This is a genomic window from Bacillus cereus group sp. N6, assembly GCF_016483705.1.
GTDB lineage: Bacteria > Bacillota > Bacilli > Bacillales > Bacillaceae_G > Bacillus_A > Bacillus_A wiedmannii.
In genome coordinates this window covers 40,096-58,571 of sequence record NZ_JAEHBI010000029.1, presented here as the reverse complement: position 1 = coordinate 58,571, position 18,476 = coordinate 40,096, and the positions used below count along the sequence as shown (strand labels likewise).

Sequence of the window (18,476 nt, the reverse complement as noted above, 5' to 3'; positions counted from 1 at the left end):
GGATTTTCTTAAATATTAATTTTAAAGAGGTGCCCTAATATTAAGTCAACTATTAAGAATTATAAAATTAATAATAATTTAATAAGAGTATTAGTAGCTAATATCAGTACAATTCTTGTAGGGGTTGTAATGGCATTGTTGGTACCTAAGGTATTAGAGGTAGAGCAGTATGGTTACTTACGTATATTCACTTTATATTTAAGTTTTGTTGGGATAGCACACTTTGGTTTTAATGATGGTATTTTTGTAAAGTATGGAAAATATAGTTTGGATGATTTACCGAAAGAAAGGTTTCGGACATATTTTAGATTCCTATTAGTATTTCAAATAATAATAGGAATCTTATTAAGTGTACTAATATTTTTATTTATAAAACAGGTAGATAGACAAATTGTCTATTTGTTTGTAAGTATAAATTTAATACTAGTAAATTTAATAGCATATTTTAACTTTGTTTATCAAATAACGAAAGAATTTAAAATTTTTTCGAGAGTTACGCTTATACAAAACTTAATTTTACTGTTAGGAACTTTAACTTTGGTATTTGCTGAAATCAATACTTATATTCCATATGTTCTAGTTCAAACAGTAGCATATTTATTAATATTAATACTGTATATAATGCGCTCAAGAGCATTTGTTTTTGGAGAGAAAACAGATATTAAAGAAATGAAAACAGATATTAGTGAAAATTTCAAAATTGGAATTTATATTTTAATAGGAAACTTAATGAGTGTAGTAATTCTTAGTGTGGCTAGGGTTTTGATTGATAATTTTTATACATTAGAAGATTTTACATTTTATGCATTTGCTGTAACCTTGTTAGGTCTAGCTTTTTCTTTTATTTCAGCTTTTTCCTCTTATTTTTACACATATATTAGGAGAACTGAAGTTAATAAATTATCAAAATTATACTCGGAATTCTATAGTTATTTAATTGTAGGAGGAGCAATAGCTCTTTCCTCGTTTTTCATAATAAAACCAATAGTCATAAGAATTTTACCTGATTATGTTCCTGCCTTAGAAATTACAAGATGGTTATATCCAAGTATTATTACACAAGCGAGTATTATGTTGTTAGGCGTAAATTTATATAAGACATTGAGGCTAGAAAAAGATTTCAATAGAAATAATTGGATAATTTGTTTTGTTATAATTACTTTAAATTCTGTCGGAATATATCTTCAATTAGGGATTAATGATATAGCTATTTTAAACCTTTTAGGTTTCTGTATTTGGTTAGTATATAATGACATATATTTTGCGAAAAAATTAAAAGTCAACATATTTGTGAAAAATTTATATATGTTTTTTGTAATCATAGTATTTTTAAGTACCTCGTCTATGTATTGGCTAAAAGGTTTAGTAATATATATAGTGCTAATCATAGCTTTTTACTTAATTGATAAACTGACCTTTAAACAATTGTAATTGTTTAAAGGTCAGTTTAGTATAATGCTCTTTTATAAAGGGATATATAAATAAAGGAGAAAACAGATGAAGAAAGTTTCAGTATTAATTCCTACGTATAATGCAGGGGATGAAATAAGAATATTATTGAAAAAAATATATGAACAATCTATGCCAATGGGCATGGATTTAGAGGTGATTTTGGTAGATTCTAGTTCTACAGATAACACTCTAGAGATCGTTAAAAATGAATTTTTAGAAGTTAAACTAGTAGAAATTGAGAATAAATTATTTGATCATGGGGGAACAAGAAATAAATTAGCAAAGATGGCAACAGGCGATTACCTTTTATATATGACTCAAGATGCCATACCTGTTGATAATAATTTAATAATGAGTTTACTTGAGGAATTAGAAGATATTGAGAATGTAATTTGTTTTGCGAGACAAATTCCTAAAGAAGACGCTAGTGTATTGGAGAAATTCGCACGAGGATTTAATTACCCTGATAAAAAGATAGTAAAGAAAACAGCTGAAATAAAAAATTTAGGGATAAAAACATTTTTCTGCTCCAATGTATGTTGTATGTATAAAAAAACATTATTTGAAAATCCATACAATGGATTTCCTGAAAAAGTAATATTAAACGAGGATTTAATATTAGCATCTAAAGTTATTTTAGATGGAAAGAACGTAATCTATAATCCAAAAGCAAAGGTTTTTCATTCTCATAATTATAACTTAAAACAACAATTTAAGAGATATTTTGATATAGGAATGGCATTCGAGTCGACGAGTTACTTGCTACAATATGTATCTAATGAAAAAGAAGGAGCTAAAATGGTAAGAGAACAAACAAAGTTCCTTTTGAAAAATAATAAGAGTTTACTTATATATGCTTTCGTTGAAAATTTTGTGAAGTTTATAGCTTATAAATTAGGTAAAGTTCACAGAATAATCCCTATACCTTTGAAAAGAAAATTATCAGCTTATATGAAATAGTAATGTATGGAGGATTTACGATGAAATATAAATTTTCTTTAATAATGGCTACATATGGTCGAGATGAAGAAATTGCTCTTTTTCTAGAAAGTATCAATCGAAGTGAATATGACTTAGGAAAAATTCAAATTATAATTGTAGATCAAAATGATTCAGAAGAAATTAATCTAGAGAAGATAGTTTTACAATATAAGAATATGGATATTTTGCATATTAAGAGTAATAAAAAGGGATTATCTCACAATCGAAATCTTGGTTTACAGTATGCGGAAGGTGAATATATTGCTTTTCCGGATGATGATTGTGAATATTATATTGATACATTGAATGAAGTAGAATTAACATTTAAAAATCACGTGAATTCCAATTTAGTTTTAGGAAGGATAATTGACAAGGCAGAGAATGATGTGATACGTAAATGGCCTAAAAGTTCTATGAAGATTAATGAAAAGAATTTCTTTACTAAAGTATCTTCCATAACGATGTTTTATAAAAATACATTAGATTTGTATAAATTTAATGAGAAACTTGGGGTGGGGACGTATTTTGGTTCATGTGAAGATACTGATATTGTGTATCGATATACCAAAAATTCCCATGTGGAATATAATCCAAATATTAAGGTCTATCATCCTCATCCTAGCAAAGAGTTGAGCATGGATAAAGTGAAAAGCTATGCCTTAGGTTTTGGTGGATTTATAAAATCAAATTTGGATTTTTATACTGCTATTTTGTTTATTAAAGTTATATGCTATCATTTTTTAAAATTGATAGGTGCCATAGTAACTTTCAATAGAGAGAAGTTGAGAAGAAGTTGGAACTCTGTATATTTTAGAATCAAAGGATTTTTAGAATATAAGAAAATTGAGAGAGAATAATCATGAACATTCAAATAAAAACTACAATTCAATTTCTATTTTATATAAGTATTTTGTCTATTTTTATAATTAATTCTAATGTATATCCAATAATATTTGGATTTTTTGTAATTAGTACTAATATACTGTTGTTGTATAACGGTGGATATGCGGTTAAGAAATGGACTTTATTAATTTTGAGTTTTCTATTTTGGGGTATTCTAATATATATAATTCAAAATGAATATAGCTCGGAAGATTTAAAGATGCTATCAAAAATGATAGTTAATTTATTATTTTTCTTTACTGTAATAAACAGTGGTGAAAAGATTATAGATGATAAATTTTGGAAAAGAACTTTATTAGTATTTGAAGTGATTATAGTGCTTAGTTTTGTACAATATATGTATCTATATTATAAATTAGATTTATTTTCTTTAATTGTTCATACAGCAGATTCAATGACAGCCTATAAAATAACTGAGAATCCCCAGTTACTATTTTGGGGTAATTATTCAAAGAATATTTTGGCAACAAAAATAATATTAGCACAAATTTGTTATTTCTATATAGTTATTAATAAATTCAAATTTACCAAGAAAAATATGCTACTTTTAATATTATCCGTGTGCAACGCAATATTATGTTTAAGTAGAACTGCACAATTAACTTATTTCGGTGCTTTGGGTATATATATACTATTTACAGTGATAAAATCAAAAAAAACATATATAAAAGTATTTGCAATGCTGCCAATGGTGTTAGGGTTTTGTCTTTTATTTGTGAAAATAGATGATTTACTTCGTATAAATTTTGATATTACAGATGGCGGTTATATTAGACTTATATATTGGAATACATTTTTAGATAATTTTCTAGAAACTAGTTATTTCATAGGAAATGGATTATTGAGTACGGCTAATTTTTTAAGCAGGTACTCGTATTACTATATTGGTGAAAACAATATGCATAATGTATTTTTAAATATGTTACTTGATTTTGGCTTTGTAGGAACATCTCTCTATGTATTAATGCTAATTTCTTATTATCGCTCATATCGAAGGATATCTGCAAAGTTATATAATAGATTAATTTTAATTTTTTCATGGTTTGCGGTAACATCCTTACAGTATGTAGGATATGATAATGATTTAATAGTTTTTTTGATAATCATTTATTTAGTTCATATTAACCCATTAATTATAGGGAGAGAGTTAACAGATGAAAGCTTTAATTATAGGGCCAAGCTTTTTTGATTATAACGAATCATTGGCGATATCGTTTAATAAAAATGGAATAGATACAGATATTTTATCTTATGAGTATGAAAATAAAGGCTTCACAGATGTACTGAAATACAGTTTATTTCCTAAGGTATCCATTCATGCTTTTAAAAATAAAAGAATACTAGATTTTAATAAATTGATTTTGAAAAAGATTGGACAGTATAACCCTAACTTTGTCATTCTTATTAAAGGGGATTATATTTTAGAGGAAACTCTAGTTACAATTAAAAAGGAAAATCCAAAAATAAAATTAGTTTTATGGATGATGGATTCCTTACATCGTTTCCCAAAAATTTTCAGCACATTGAAGCAATATGATTATATTGTTTCTTTTGATAAAAATGATGATCAATTTGTAAAACCAAAGGAAAAATTTATTTATATACCAATGGGTTATAATGCGGAAATTTATTACCCCATTAATTGTGTGAAAGATATTGATTTTTGTTTTGTTGGTTATGGGTATAGGAACAGAAAAGAAATTTTAAATGAATTGGTAAAAGTATTTAGTAATAATGGGTTAAATATAGTTATAATTGGAAAGTACGGGGAACTAAAAAAACCGATTAGTTACATTTATTCAAAATTGAAATACCGTCATTTACACAAAGTGGTTAGGAATAAAAATATTCAACCATACCAATTAAATGAACTATATTCCAGAAGTAAGATATGTTTGAATATTAATTTTGAGAATCATAAGGGCGTAAATCCAAGGACTTTTGAAATAGCTGCAACCAATTCTTTCCAATTGACCGATTGCAATGAGGAATTACCTAACTTTTTCAAAGAGAATGATGAAATTGTTATATACGAGAACGTGCAGGACTTAGTAAAAAAAGTAGAATACTACCTAAATAATAGTGCATTAAGGGAGGAAATTGCTTCGAAAAGTTATAAAAAGGCCACATGCCGGGATTCAATGATCCGAAGAGTACAAGACTTTTTAGAAAAAATCCAATAAGGATATATAATAATGAGATATCCTTGAATTAATTAAACTATATTATTCAGGAGAAGGTATAAGAGATGAAAAAAAAGATTGTAATATGGATTATAAGTATAATGGCCTTTTTAATAATTGCTGGTGGGGGTTATGCTTATTATGTATATTCTAATGTCTCTAAAACGTTAGATACTGTCCATCAACCATTAAAACGTGATAAATCTGATAAACGAGAAGAGCAAGTAGATATCTCTAATCAAAAACCTATTTCTATATTAATGATGGGAGTAGATCAAAGGGAAAAGGAAACTGGAAGATCAGACTCGCTTATATTATTTACCTTAAATCCTAAAATGAAGTCAATGAAAATTACAAGTATACCGCGTGATTCTTATACTGATATAATCGGGAAAGGTAAGAAGGATAAAATTAATCATGCTTACGCATTTGGCGGTATCGACATGTCTGTAAAAACAGTGGAAAACTTTTTGAATGTACCAGTCGATCACTATATTGAGGTGAATATGGATGGGTTTAAGGATGTTGTTGATGCTGTTGGTGGTGTAGATGTAAATAATGATTTAGATTTCCAATATGAAAATATTCATTTTGAAAAAGGTAATATTCACTTAGATGGCACGAAAGCATTACATTATTCACGGATGAGATATGATGATCCTCGTGGTGACTTTGGCCGCCAAATGCGTCAACGCCAAGTTATCCAAGCGGTAATTAAAAAGGGTGCAAGCGTATCTTCTCTAGCTAGTTATGGTGATGTATTAAAAGCAATTGAGAAAAACGTTAAAACAAGTTTAACGCAAGAACAAATGTTTGAAATTCAAAAGAACTATAAAGATTGCATGGAGAATAGTGAAGAAATCCAAATCCCAGGTGACGGCCATAAAGCCGCTGATGGTATTTGGTACTACTATGTTCCAGATGCAGCGAAACAAGATATTACGAATAAGTTAAGAGCACATCTTGAAGTGACTAAGTAATATGTAATAACCCAACTCCTTTGGTAGGAGTTGGGTTTATTTTTGCATGGATTTATATTAGTATTATATATTGTGAGATTAATAGATGAGGTGAATCGATGAATAAGAAAGCAGTACTTGTCCTAGTTATTTTTGTATTGTTTGTCGCTTCGGTTGTGAGCGGTAAATTATACTGGAATAAGAAAGTTGCGAATGCGACAGGGCAGACGAGTGAGGTAACGAAAACGAATTCTGAAGTGAAAGATAGCGGAGCGAAGAAAACAGAGAAAAAACAAGATGCAAAGTCGTCTTTTAATGAAGCATATGCGAAGAATTTACCAGATGCAGTGAAAGAGAAGTTAAAAAAAGCTGCTGAGGATAAAAAGGTAGTCAATCTTGTTATTGTTGGTGATGAAGCTTCTTCATCTGAAAAAGATGCTTGGGCAGCTAAGTTAACGGCTAATTTAGAAGCTGCTTATGGTAAAGGTCTATGGAATGTGACGGTAAAGGAATATAAGGGTGAAAGCACAGAAGAGTTAATCGTAAATAAGCGTGATAAAGAGATTGCGAAAGATAATCCAGATGTGATTTTATTCGAGCCACCATTTATTACTGACAATGGTAAAACTGGTAATGGAAACTCTGTTGCGAGTACGCAGAACTTTGTTCAAGCACTTTCTACTAGTGCAAAAGGCGCTACAATTATGATTCAACCACCAAACCCAGTGTATGGTGCGAAGAATTATCCGAAGGCAATAGAGGCATTAAAGCAATTTGCGACGCAAGATGGTTATACATATATAGATCATTGGGGAGCATGGCCTGACGCAGCAACAAAAGCTATTTTGCCATATTTGCAAGAGGAGTTTGGTTTCCCAAGTACAAAGGGACATGAAATTTGGGCGAAATATATTATAGATTATTTCATAGCTAAATAAAACCTGTGAAAAGGAAATCATTTGTTGATGAAGATAAGTGGTTTCCTTTTTTATTAATATTTAATAATACTGGAGGCATATTTATGGCAATACTTGTGACGGGCGGGGCAGGATATATTGGTAGTCATACATGTGTAGAACTACTGAATAATGGTTATGAAATTATTGTAGTAGATAATCTATCAAACAGTTCAGTAGAATCTATCAATCGAATAAAAGAGATAACAGGAAAACAATTTAAGTTTTATAAAGAAGATGTTTTAAATCGTGAAGCACTTAATATAATTTTTGAAGAAAATATAATTGAAGCTGTTATTCACTTTGCAGGTTTTAAGGCTGTAGGAGAGTCAGTAGCGATTCCATTGACATATTATCATAACAACATTACAAGTACATTAGTACTATGTGAAGTTATGAAGAAGCATAATGTGAAGAAGATGATTTTTAGTTCATCTGCAACGGTATATGGTATTCCAGAAACATCACCAATTACGGAAGAATTTCCATTAAGTGCAACAAATCCATATGGTCAAACGAAATTAATGATTGAACAGATGATGCGTGATGTAGCATTTGCAGATGAGGAATGGAGTATTGCATTGCTTCGCTATTTCAATCCATTTGGTGCACATGAAAGTGGACGAATTGGAGAGGATCCAAATGGAATTCCAAATAACTTAATGCCATATGTAACCCAAGTAGCGGTAGGCAAGTTAAAAGAATTAAGTGTATTTGGAAACGACTATCCAACTAAAGATGGAACGGGCGTCCGTGATTACATTCATGTTGTAGATTTAGCAAATGGTCATGTAAAAGCGCTTGAAAAAGTATTGAATACAACGGGAGTAGATGCTTATAACCTTGGTACAGGTACAGGTTATAGTGTGCTTGAGATGGTTGAAGCATTTGAAAAAATTTCGGGCAAGAAAGTTCCTTATAAAATTACGGAGCGTCGTCCTGGTGATGTGGCGGTATGTTTTGCAGATGCATCAAAAGCGAAACGTGAATTAGGATGGGAAGCGATGCGTGGTTTAGAAGAAATGTGTGCAGATTCTTGGAGATGGCAATCCAATAATAAAAATGGCTATATTAAATAATATCTTTAAGTCCTAAGTGTACACACTATAGATAATTGAAATGTATGTCTATGCTATAATATGCTATAGATTAAATAGTTATAAGCTTAAAAATTTAGCTATGAGGAAAGTAGGTATACAATGAATTCAATTCTAATCTGCGGCGGAGCGGGTTATATCGGTTCTCACGCTGTGAAAAAATTAGTAGACGAAGGTTTATCTGTAGTAGTAGTAGATAACTTACAAACTGGTCATGAGGATGCAATTACGGAAGGTGCGAAGTTTTATAATGGCGACCTTCGTGATAAAGCATTTTTAAGAGATGTTTTTAAACAAGAAAATATTGAGGCGGTTATGCATTTCGCAGCTGATTCTTTAGTTGGAGTTAGTATGGAGAAGCCTCTTCAATATTATAATAACAATGTGTATGGTGCACTTTGCTTATTAGAGGTAATGGATGAGTTTAAGGTAGATAAGTTTATTTTCTCTTCTACTGCGGCGACGTATGGTGAGGTAGATGTAGACCTTATTACTGAGGAAACGATGACAAATCCAACGAATACGTATGGAGAAACGAAGTTAGCAATCGAGAAGATGCTTCATTGGTATAGCCAAGCTTCTAATTTACGTTATAAAATTTTCAGATACTTTAACGTGGCTGGTGCAACTCCAAATGGTATTATTGGGGAAGATCACCGCCCAGAGACGCATTTAATTCCTCTTGTGCTGCAAGTGGCGTTAGGTCAACGTGAGAAGATTATGATGTTTGGTGATGATTATAATACACCAGATGGTACTTGTATCCGTGATTATATTCATGTTGAAGATTTAGTGGCAGCTCACTTCTTAGGACTTAAAGACCTACAGAACGGCGGAGAGAGTGATTTCTATAACTTAGGAAATGGTAATGGTTTCAGTGTAAAAGAAATCGTTGATGCAGTTCGTGAAGTTACAAATCATGAAATTCCAGCTGAAGTAGCGCCACGTCGTGCGGGAGATCCAGCACGTTTAGTTGCTTCTTCTCAGAAAGCGAAAGAGAAGCTAGGATGGGATCCTCAGTATGTAAATGTGAAGACAATCATTGAGCATGCTTGGAATTGGCATCAGAAGCAACCTAATGGGTATTCTAAATAAAATATAATAAGTGAAAGAGAGGGTATTGTCGTTCAACATATGTTCGACAATACCCTCTCTTTTTTTGTATGATTTTTGCTATACTAAACTGTACTATAATACGGGATGGAAGGAGGAGAATAATGAAAATACTTGTAGTTGATGATGAATCGAGTATTCGTAATTTGATTCGGATGCAGTTGGAGATGGAAGGGTATGAAGTGCTCACGGCGGCTGATGGAAGAGAAGCTTTAGAGAAATGGAATGAAGGACCGGATGTATTAATTTTGGATGTTATGCTTCCAGATACAGATGGGTACGAGTTGCTTCGCTTGTTCCGTGAGAAGAATAGGGATATTCCAGTGCTCATGTTAACTGCAAAGAGTCAGATGAATGATAAATTGCTTGGTCTGCAGCTTGGTGCGGATGATTATGTGACGAAGCCATTTAATTATGCGGAGCTTATTCTTCGGGTCAAGAATATGACGCGGCGTGTGAAGAAGGCAGAGGTAACGGTAAGTCATGAAGTAATTGGGGCAGGAGAGATAACGATTTGTCCTAAGGAAAGAAAAGTGCATGTTAGTGGACAAGAAATTCAGTTAACGTACCGAGAGTTTAATTTATGTCAGTTGTTTGTTTCAAATCCGCAGCGTGTATTTATGAGAGATGAGTTACTTGAGAAAGTATGGGGATTTGAGTATATCGGAAATACGAGAGCGGTTGATATTATGGTGCAAAGACTGCGGAAGAAGCTAGGGAATAGCGGGGAATATATTAAGACAATTTATGGCGTTGGCTATAAACTAGATTGTTAAGTGGTGATGGTATGTCTTTAAAAAGGAATATGGTGTTTGGAATAGTGGGACTGTTAATCCCGATTTTTGTTCTTTTGTACGCAGTTGTTTATATTACGTTAGAAAAGAATATGTATCATAACGCGGCAAATTCTTTAGAGAAGTTAAGTGTAGAAGCACAAATTTATACGATGAATTATTTAGAGAAGGAAGCAGAGGTAGAGACGCTCGGTCCGAATTCACTTTTAATTGCTTCGTATTTAGCAAAGCGCATGGATGTCCGTGTACAGATGATTGGGAAGAATGGAGATGTTGTTGCGGATACGCAAAAAGGAGCGCTTCTTCATCGGAACATTGATATTGAAAGTTCTTTGAAGGGGAAGAAGTCTTATGTTTTTGAAGAGGGAGATCCAGCTCCAATTCTTTTGTTTTCAAGCCCAGTTTATTATGGAAACGATGTCATCGGAAGTGTTCGTTTTATAAATGAGTTAACGGGTGAGAAGGAAGTTTTAACAAATGTTGGCTGGACGTTCTTAATGACGTCTCTTTGTCTCGTAGCTGCAGGTATTTTCTTTGCAATTCGTTTGGCAAAGTCTCTTCATAAGCCGATTGATCAGTTAAAACAAATGGCAAAGCGGCTTGCGAATGGGGATTATAAAAGTAAGATTGAGCTAAATGAATATGTGGAAATTGCTCAGCTTTCAGCATCTTTTAATGCGATGGCTGATGGAATTGAGCTGCATATTAAGCAATTGAAAGAGGAGAAAGAGAAGCAGAAAGATTTCTTAGACCGCATTACGCATGAGCTAAAAACACCGTTAACGGCGATTATTGGCTATGTGGATTTAATTCCGAAGTTAAAGGCGAAGGAAGATGTAAAAGAGAGCCTGCGATATGTGGCTGTAGAGAGTGAGCGTTTATTATCACTTGTAGAGGAATTGCTTAAGTCTTCAAAGTACGGGAAGAGTACGTTTGAAGTGTCACCTACAGTTGTGAATGTAAAGGAATTAGCAGAAGAAGCAGTTTCAATTGTGAAACCTCGTCTGCAGAAATTTGAGATTGAAGTGATAAATGAGTTAACAGATGTACATGTTGTTGCGGATTTCGATAAGACGAAACAGATTTTCTTAAACGTGCTGGATAATGCGATAAAATATAGCGATGCTACACAAATTCGTATGAATGTAATTGTAAATGAACGTGAGGCGAAGGCTTTTGTTCATGATGATGGCATTGGTATAGATGAAGGTGTGCTTGCAGAGTGGAATGAAGCACCAGAAGGGAAGGTACTGCCTTCTAGTTACGGGAATGGTTACGGTTTGTATATTTGTCAGGAGATTATGAATAAGCAGGGCGGAAGTATGCGAATTGAGAGTAGTGAAGAGATTGGTACTACAATATTTATTACATTTTTGCTTCCGAGACGGATGGAAGACATAAAAAACTTGAAAGCGGTTAAATGATACATTTATGAAACAATTATGCGGTATTTTCGAAACAACGTTTTTTTATCTTGGAGGTAGGCAGAAATGAAAAGGCTATCATTTCAAATTCTTATGTTTGTTCTTTGTATAATTATTTCTCTTATTTTGTTTTATGTGATGGAGAAGCAAATATACAATCGAATCACAATAGTGAATGACAAACAAACTGTTTTACAAAGAGTGAATGAATCCCTGCCTACTGAAATGAAGGTTAGGCATGAAAAGTGGGGAGAAATTGTTATAACGGATGAAGTTCGTTTGCATACGATTGTTTCATTCTTTGACCGAATTCAAATAGAACCGAGAGAAGCTAAGAATCAAGAACAAGTATTTACTGGAGAAGTAACGTACTTGAATGGACATAAACGTACTTTTGCAGTAGGTGACTTGTTCCAGTACGGGGCTGATATGTACGGAAAGAATGGTACGGACCCAATGATTTCAGCATTTCAAACGTATTTGTTAAGCCTGTATTACACACCAGAACGTATTAGTGATTTTTTTGCGTCAGCGCAGGATGTCATAGTACGCCAAGGTGATGTAGAACGTGCGATGAATCTTACGCACATACTTGATTCGATTCGGTACGCAAAGCAAATTACAGATTACGGAGAAATACAGAAATTATTACAATCACAGAATGAACCGATTGCTTATATTACCGCTTATAAAACAGGGAAGCGTATAAAGAATGAGCGTGAAGACATTCTTACTATTTCTGTATATCCATCTTACTTTGTTGTGCAATATCTCGGCGATAATAACGGGAATGTTATGTATATGAAAAGCTCCCTCGCAAATTTATTTGTAAAGGAGAATGTGTCATGAGAAAGATAGCCTTTTTCTTCTTTTTGCTAGTAATTGGAGGAGCGATGTCTAGTTGCTCTCGAGATACAACCTCTATTAAATATAATAAAAGTGGTCTCCCTATTTTGGATGATCGTCATCTTGTTGCGTATGTAGCAGCTCGTGAGGAAGTTGGTGAAGCTTTGCTGTCATCATTTTGTAAACCACGCGGCTGTACGTATGAATTTATTCGTCTTTCGACAGAAGAGCTTCTTCGGAGGGTAGAAGAGGAAGCTGGAAATCCGAAAGCGGATATTATTATTGGCGGTACGGTAGACGCGCATCAAATGATGAAGCAAAAAAATCTATCTATTCCTGTTACGAGTCAGCATGCGAACCGTATTTCAAAAACTGTTAAAGATAAAGACGGTTATTGGTACGGTTATGAAGTGGAGAAGCTGGCAATTGCGATCAATAAAGAGCGGTGGAATGAAGAAATAGCACCGCTTGGATTTCCTTATCCATCAAGGTGGCAAGATTTATTAAATCCAGTATATAAGGGGAAAATTGTAATGCCAGATCCAAATGTCTCAGGAACAGCATATACGTTTTTTCAATCACTTATTGATACTTTAGGTGAAGTAGAAGCGAAGGAATATGTGAAGAACCTTGCAGGACAAGTTGGTGAAGTAACGGTGAATGGTTACATACCAGTGGAACTTGTTGCGAGCGGTGAGTATATGATAGGCATCAATTTCATGGGAGATCAGAGAATGCTTCAAAAACGAGGCTTTCCAATTGTAAGTATTGTACCTGAGCAAACAGGGTTATCTGTTAATGCGATTGCGAAACTAAAACGTGCACCGAATGGTATTATTGCGGATTTATTTATTGATTATTGTTTATCAGAAGAAGCGGGTCACATTTTAGAAAAAGTTTCGTTTGGCGTACCAACGATGTTTGCGAAGAACGAGAAAGAAATAGAAGGACAGCCGGTTAGAAGAACAAACCAAAATATATCAAATAGCGGAATAATCGAGATATGGAATAGACAGCGTCTCTCTCAGAAGTGAGAAAAGGAGACGGAAATATATGTTTAAATGGCTCAAGCCAGCACCTGCAATTGAAAGATTGCCAGCGGATATGATTGATCGAGTATACAAATTATTACGTATTCGTGTATTGATGGGAATTTCAGTTGGGTATGCTGCTTATTATTTAGTTCGTAGTAACTTTACGTTATCAAGTACGTATTTAGTACAAGAATATGGATTTAGTACAGCTGAAATTGGACTACTAGGTTCAATTATGGCAATTGTTTATGGATTTAGTAAGTTCTTTATGGGTAATTTGTCAGATAAAGCTTTCGCCCAGCGCTTTATCGCAGTCGGTTTATTCTTATCAGGGCTTGTAAATATTTGTTTCGGTTTTGCATCGTCATTTGGAATGATTGTTACACTACTTGTTCTAAATGGTATTGTACAAGGTATGGGAGCACCACCTTGTAGTATCGTTATGACGAAATGGTTCTCGAAGAAAGAACGCGGTACGAAAACAGGTATTTGGAATATTTCACATAACGTTGGCGGAATGCTCGTACCACCACTTGTCGGAATTGGTGTAGCTATTTTTGGTGAAAATCATTGGCAAGGCGGCGTGTTTATTTTCCCAGCGATTATCGCAATGGTAATCTCAGTTCTTGTTTGGATTAATGCGAAGGATACACCAGAATCAGAAGGTCTTCCTCCAATTGATGAATATCGTAATGACTATGAAAATCTTGAAAAAGCAGATAATGCTAACAAGATGTCACCAAAAGAAATTTTAATGAAATATGTAGTGAAAAATAAATTTGTATGGTTCTTATGTATTGCGAATGCATTTGTTTATTTAATTCGCTTCGGTGTTATTAACTGGGTTCCACTTTATTTAACGACGGTTAAAGGTTTCTCAAAAAATGAAGCACACGCAGCGTACGCAATCTTTGAAGGTATGGCAATTCCAAGTTCATTAATCGTTGGTCTTTTAAGTGATAAATTATTTAAAGGAAAACGTATGCCATTATGTATCATTAGTATGGTCGGAGTTGTTATTGGTACGTTTGTATATTGGCAAGCAACTAGCATACTTGTTGTAAGTATTGCAGTTTCTATTATCGGTTGCTTAATTTATGTGCCACAGTTCTTAATCGGTTTAAGTGCGATGGAATTAGTACCGAAATTTGCAGTAGGTACGACAGTTGGTATGTGTGGTCTGTTCGGTTATGTAGGCGGAAGTCTTGTAGCAAACGCAGCAATCGGTGTTATTGTTGATCGTTCTGGCTGGGACGGTTGCTTCATCTTACTATTAACAGGTGCAATTTTATCAACAATCTTCTTGTTCATCGTTCAACGTGGACATGAGGGGAAAAAAACTAAAGTAGCGTAATATTTTGTTTGAAAAGCTATCCAATTATCATTTTGGATGGCTTTTCTTATATTAATATAATCTTTCCTTAAATCTATCTTAAAAGACAAGATGTCATATTTCTAATCATTGGAATTTTTGTTACAATATAAATGGATGTGTAAAACTTTGTAAAAAGAATGTAATAATATGTAATCTGTTTTCAGAAAGTTTTATACAATTTTTATATTAAACTATTAAGTTATAAAAGGAGAGAGAATATGGTACCAAATACGGTTCGTACTCCAAACAAGAAGAAGAAATGGATTATCATCGGGGTTATTGCACTAATTGTTATTGTAGCAGCAGTTAATATTTTTGTAATGCAAGGGAAGAAGAAGGGCGCAGCAACAACAGCTGATGCTGTAAGCTTTGAGAAGGTAACGGAGCGAAAGCTTAATAATACGAAGTTAATTTCTGGTCAGGTGAAACCAGGGAATATTGAAAGTTTCTATGCAGATCCGACTAAAGGAAAAGTGAAAGATATTGCAGTGAAAGAAGGACAAGAGGTAGAGAAAGGTACGAAGTTATTCTCTTATGATAATGAAGAGATTAACTTGCAAATGAAGCAAGCTGAGCTTGATCAGAAGATGGCAGATATGCGTTATGATCAAGGAAAGAAGAAAATTGATTCGTTGAAGAAAGAAATTAAGAAGGCAAAGGATAGCGGAGCTGGGAAAGAAGTAACAGATCCGATGGATGAGCAAGTAAGTGAGTTAGAGATGGCGCAAAAGACAACTGATCTTGAGAAAGAAAAAGGGAAGTTGCAGAAAGAAGAGTTAAGTAAAAAGCAGAAAGAACTTACGATTTATAGTAATTTTACTGGTGTCGTTCAAAAGTTAGATAAAGATGCGGCGCAAAGTTCATCTCAAGCGTTAGGTGGTCAAGGGAAAGCATTTTTACAAGTGGCGTCTAAAGATCCATTCCAAGTTCAAGGGACGTTAACTGAGCTTCAGAAGTCACAAATTCAACCAGATCAAACATTTACTGTCACTGCGAAAGCAAATAGTAAGAAGAAGTGGACAGGTAAAATTACAGAGGTAAGTGAATTCCCAACGAGTGCAGAGATGGCACAAGCTGGTGGTATGGGTGAAGCGACTCAAAATATGTCCCAATATACATATAAAGCAAGTCTTGATAGTCAAGATGGTTTATCTCCAGGTTATCACGTTTCTCTGCAAGTAAGTTTAGAGAATAAGACGATGATTGCTGTTCCAACTAAGAGCATTGTAGAAAAAGGCGATGATGCATTTGTTTATATTGAAGAGAAAGGGAAGCTTCGTAAACAAAATGTGAAAAAAGGTTCTACTGATGGAGATTGGACAGAGATTGTTGAAGGCGCAAAAGTGGGGCAAAAGGTGGTTAAAAATCCTTCCGACGACGTGTATGACGGAATGGAAGTGAAAGAGAAATGATTACGCTAAATAATATTGCTAAAACGTATTATCAAGGAAAATTGGCAGTGCCGATTTTGCACGGTATTAGTTTAACAATTCAAAGCGGTGAGTTCGTTTCGATTATGGGACCGTCTGGTTCTGGTAAATCAACGCTTATGAATATTATCGGTTGTTTAGATCGTCCAACAGAAGGCGAATATATGCTGAATGATGTGAATATCTTAACAGCAGACGAGTCAAAGCTTGCTTTAATTCGTAATGAATATATTGGATTTGTGTTTCAGCACTTTAATTTGCTGCCACGTCTTTCGGCAGTCGAAAATGTTGAACTTCCGCTCGTATACGGTGGTGTGAAGAAAGCAGAGCGTCGTCAAAGGGCTCTGGAAGCGCTTGGTAAAGTCGGTTTGTCAGATAGGGTTCATCATTTGCCGAATGAATTATCAGGTGGACAGAAGCAGCGTGTAGCGATTGCAAGGTCGATTGCGAATAATCCAACGTTCATTATGGCTGATGAGCCTACTGGTGCGCTTGATACGAAGTCTGGTGAGCAAGTTATGGATATTTTCACAAAGCTTAATGCAGAAGGTACAACGATTGTTATGGTTACGCACGAAGAGGAAGTAGCAGCGTATTCTTCCCGCCGCATTGTACTGCGAGACGGGAAAATTACAGAAGATAGAAGGTGTGCGGTATGAGTTTACTAGATAGTATAAAAATTGCCCTATCTTCTATTTTAGCTCATAAACTGCGTTCAGCTCTTACGATGCTCGGTATTATTATCGGCGTTGGTTCTATTATTACTGTCGTTGCAATTGGGCAAGGCGGGGAAGCGATGCTGAAGTCGAAATTTGCAGGTTCTGGTGGTAATAACCTTATGCCAATTCAATTTAAACCAGATATGAATGATGAGTTGGCTATAGGCGGATTTGAAATACCAAAGTTAACAGAAGAGGATATTATGGAAGTAAAACAAGTGAAAGATGTTTCACATGTTATTACGACAAATTCGACAACAGAGATATTGGATGTAAATGATAAAAAAGCAAATCTGAATGTTATTGGTCTTGATAATGAATATTTTGCGGTTAATAAAGTAAAGGTCGTAAAGGGACGTACTTTAGGTGAATCAGATATTTCTCATGCAAATAACGTTGTGATGATTAGTACAAAAACAGAAGAGACGTTATTTAAGGACGTAAACCCAGTTGGACAAATTATTGAGATGAAGGGGCAGCCAATGCAAATTATTGGTGTGTATACATCTGATAATGAGTTTATGGGATTTGAAATGGAAGAAACGTTAATCCCCCTTACATTATGGCCTGTTTTATTCGGAACAGATGATATTCAAAATATCGCAATTCAAGCTAAAAATGTAGACGATTTAGAAGCAGCTGGGAAACAAGCTGTTGATGTGTTAAATAGTCGTAAGCCAAGTGAAATTCCAGGTAAATATGAACTGGTGAATTTAAAAGAATTACAAGAAAATGTTTCTAAAGTCACTAGCATCATGACGATGATCATCGGCGGTATCGCTGGTATTTCATTAGTCGTTGGCGGTATCGGAGTTATGAACATCATGCTCGTATCTGTAACAGAGCGTACGCGCGAAATCGGGATACGTAAAGCACTTGGGGCAACACGTAGTAAAATTTTATTACAGTTTTTAATTGAAGCAGTTATGTTAACACTTCTAGGCGGTTTAATCGGAATTGGTCTTGGATATGGCGGGGCCTATATCGTTTCCACATTTGCGAAATGGCCACCACTCGTTTCATGGGAAGTTGTCGTTGGAGGCGTACTGTTCTCTATGACACTTGGTATTATCTTTGGATTAATTCCAGCGAATAAAGCTGCGAAGTTAGATCCAATTGAAGCATTACGTTATGAATAAGTTAGTAGTGTAGTAGAGAGGGGGCTCTCTACTACACATTACCGTTCTAGTGGGCGGTTCGTAGCCTTTAT

The 18,476-nt window shown here is 34.1% G+C and carries 17 protein-coding genes; all 17 read left to right on the top strand.

Going from position 1 to position 18,476, the window contains the following annotated elements; translation table 11 throughout:
- Positions 1 to 129 precede the first annotated feature (129 nt).
- The 17 genes from JDS99_RS19455 (at position 130) to JDS99_RS19375 (ending at position 18,405) form a co-directional block, all read left to right on the top strand.
- On the top strand, positions 130 to 1,431 hold the full coding sequence (locus JDS99_RS19455; RefSeq protein ID WP_199695549.1) for a lipopolysaccharide biosynthesis protein: 1,302 nt from the start codon (positions 130 to 132) through the stop codon (positions 1,429 to 1,431).
- Positions 1,432 to 1,497: 66 nt separating this feature from the next.
- The gene (locus JDS99_RS19450; RefSeq protein ID WP_199695548.1) at positions 1,498 to 2,412 is read left to right on the top strand and encodes a glycosyltransferase family 2 protein; all 915 of its coding nucleotides are present in this window, start codon (positions 1,498 to 1,500) and stop codon (positions 2,410 to 2,412) included.
- 20 nt (positions 2,413 to 2,432) lie between these two features.
- The gene (locus JDS99_RS19445) at positions 2,433 to 3,290 is read left to right on the top strand and encodes a glycosyltransferase family 2 protein (RefSeq protein ID WP_199695547.1); all 858 of its coding nucleotides are present in this window, start codon (positions 2,433 to 2,435) and stop codon (positions 3,288 to 3,290) included.
- 2 nt (positions 3,291 to 3,292) lie between these two features.
- The gene (locus tag JDS99_RS19440) at positions 3,293 to 4,525 is read left to right on the top strand and encodes an O-antigen ligase family protein (RefSeq protein ID WP_199695546.1); all 1,233 of its coding nucleotides are present in this window, start codon (positions 3,293 to 3,295) and stop codon (positions 4,523 to 4,525) included.
- Positions 4,491 to 5,519, top strand: a complete 1,029-nt coding sequence (locus tag JDS99_RS19435) for a CgeB family protein (protein ID WP_199695545.1) — start codon at positions 4,491 to 4,493, stop codon at positions 5,517 to 5,519. Before JDS99_RS19440 ends, JDS99_RS19435 begins: the two co-directional genes overlap by 35 nt.
- A gap of 65 nt (positions 5,520 to 5,584) precedes the next feature.
- Entirely contained in the window at positions 5,585 to 6,499 is a 915-nt protein-coding gene (tagU, locus tag JDS99_RS19430) for a polyisoprenyl-teichoic acid--peptidoglycan teichoic acid transferase TagU (protein ID WP_199695544.1), read from the top strand.
- A gap of 98 nt (positions 6,500 to 6,597) precedes the next feature.
- Positions 6,598 to 7,416 carry an SGNH/GDSL hydrolase family protein gene (locus JDS99_RS19425; RefSeq protein ID WP_199695543.1) on the top strand — a complete coding sequence of 273 codons (819 nt, stop codon included), beginning with the start codon at positions 6,598 to 6,600 and terminating at the stop codon, positions 7,414 to 7,416.
- Between the two features lie 83 nt (positions 7,417 to 7,499).
- Positions 7,500 to 8,513: a UDP-glucose 4-epimerase GalE gene (gene galE, locus JDS99_RS19420; RefSeq protein WP_199695542.1), complete on the top strand. Its 1,014-nt coding sequence runs from the start codon at positions 7,500 to 7,502 to the stop codon at positions 8,511 to 8,513.
- 120 nt (positions 8,514 to 8,633) lie between these two features.
- Positions 8,634 to 9,626 (top strand): UDP-glucose 4-epimerase GalE, encoded by a 993-nt coding sequence (gene galE / locus JDS99_RS19415; RefSeq protein ID WP_088064842.1) that lies wholly within the window; start codon positions 8,634 to 8,636, stop codon positions 9,624 to 9,626.
- Between the two features lie 122 nt (positions 9,627 to 9,748).
- Positions 9,749 to 10,420, top strand: coding sequence for a response regulator transcription factor (locus JDS99_RS19410; RefSeq protein ID WP_064476140.1), 672 nt, complete (start codon positions 9,749 to 9,751; stop codon positions 10,418 to 10,420).
- Positions 10,421 to 10,431: 11 nt separating this feature from the next.
- Positions 10,432 to 11,862, top strand: coding sequence for a HAMP domain-containing sensor histidine kinase (locus JDS99_RS19405; RefSeq protein ID WP_199695541.1), 1,431 nt, complete (start codon positions 10,432 to 10,434; stop codon positions 11,860 to 11,862).
- A 66-nt stretch (positions 11,863 to 11,928) separates the two neighbouring features.
- Positions 11,929 to 12,711, top strand: coding sequence for a DUF3919 family protein (locus JDS99_RS19400; RefSeq protein WP_199695540.1), 783 nt, complete (start codon positions 11,929 to 11,931; stop codon positions 12,709 to 12,711).
- Positions 12,708 to 13,742, top strand: a complete 1,035-nt coding sequence (locus JDS99_RS19395) for an ABC transporter substrate-binding protein (protein ID WP_199695539.1) — start codon at positions 12,708 to 12,710, stop codon at positions 13,740 to 13,742. Before JDS99_RS19400 ends, JDS99_RS19395 begins: the two co-directional genes overlap by 4 nt.
- A 19-nt stretch (positions 13,743 to 13,761) precedes the next feature.
- The gene (gene pgtP, locus JDS99_RS19390) at positions 13,762 to 15,096 is read left to right on the top strand and encodes an MFS transporter (protein WP_046955541.1); all 1,335 of its coding nucleotides are present in this window, start codon (positions 13,762 to 13,764) and stop codon (positions 15,094 to 15,096) included.
- Positions 15,097 to 15,335: 239 nt separating this feature from the next.
- Positions 15,336 to 16,529 carry an efflux RND transporter periplasmic adaptor subunit gene (locus JDS99_RS19385; protein WP_199695538.1) on the top strand — a complete coding sequence of 398 codons (1,194 nt, stop codon included), beginning with the start codon at positions 15,336 to 15,338 and terminating at the stop codon, positions 16,527 to 16,529.
- On the top strand, positions 16,526 to 17,206 hold the full coding sequence (locus JDS99_RS19380; protein ID WP_000631628.1) for an ABC transporter ATP-binding protein: 681 nt from the start codon (positions 16,526 to 16,528) through the stop codon (positions 17,204 to 17,206). The genes JDS99_RS19385 and JDS99_RS19380 overlap by 4 nt, the downstream gene beginning before the upstream one ends.
- The gene (locus JDS99_RS19375) at positions 17,203 to 18,405 is read left to right on the top strand and encodes an ABC transporter permease (protein ID WP_199695537.1); all 1,203 of its coding nucleotides are present in this window, start codon (positions 17,203 to 17,205) and stop codon (positions 18,403 to 18,405) included. Before JDS99_RS19380 ends, JDS99_RS19375 begins: the two co-directional genes overlap by 4 nt.
- The last annotated feature ends 71 nt before the right edge of the window (positions 18,406 to 18,476 follow it).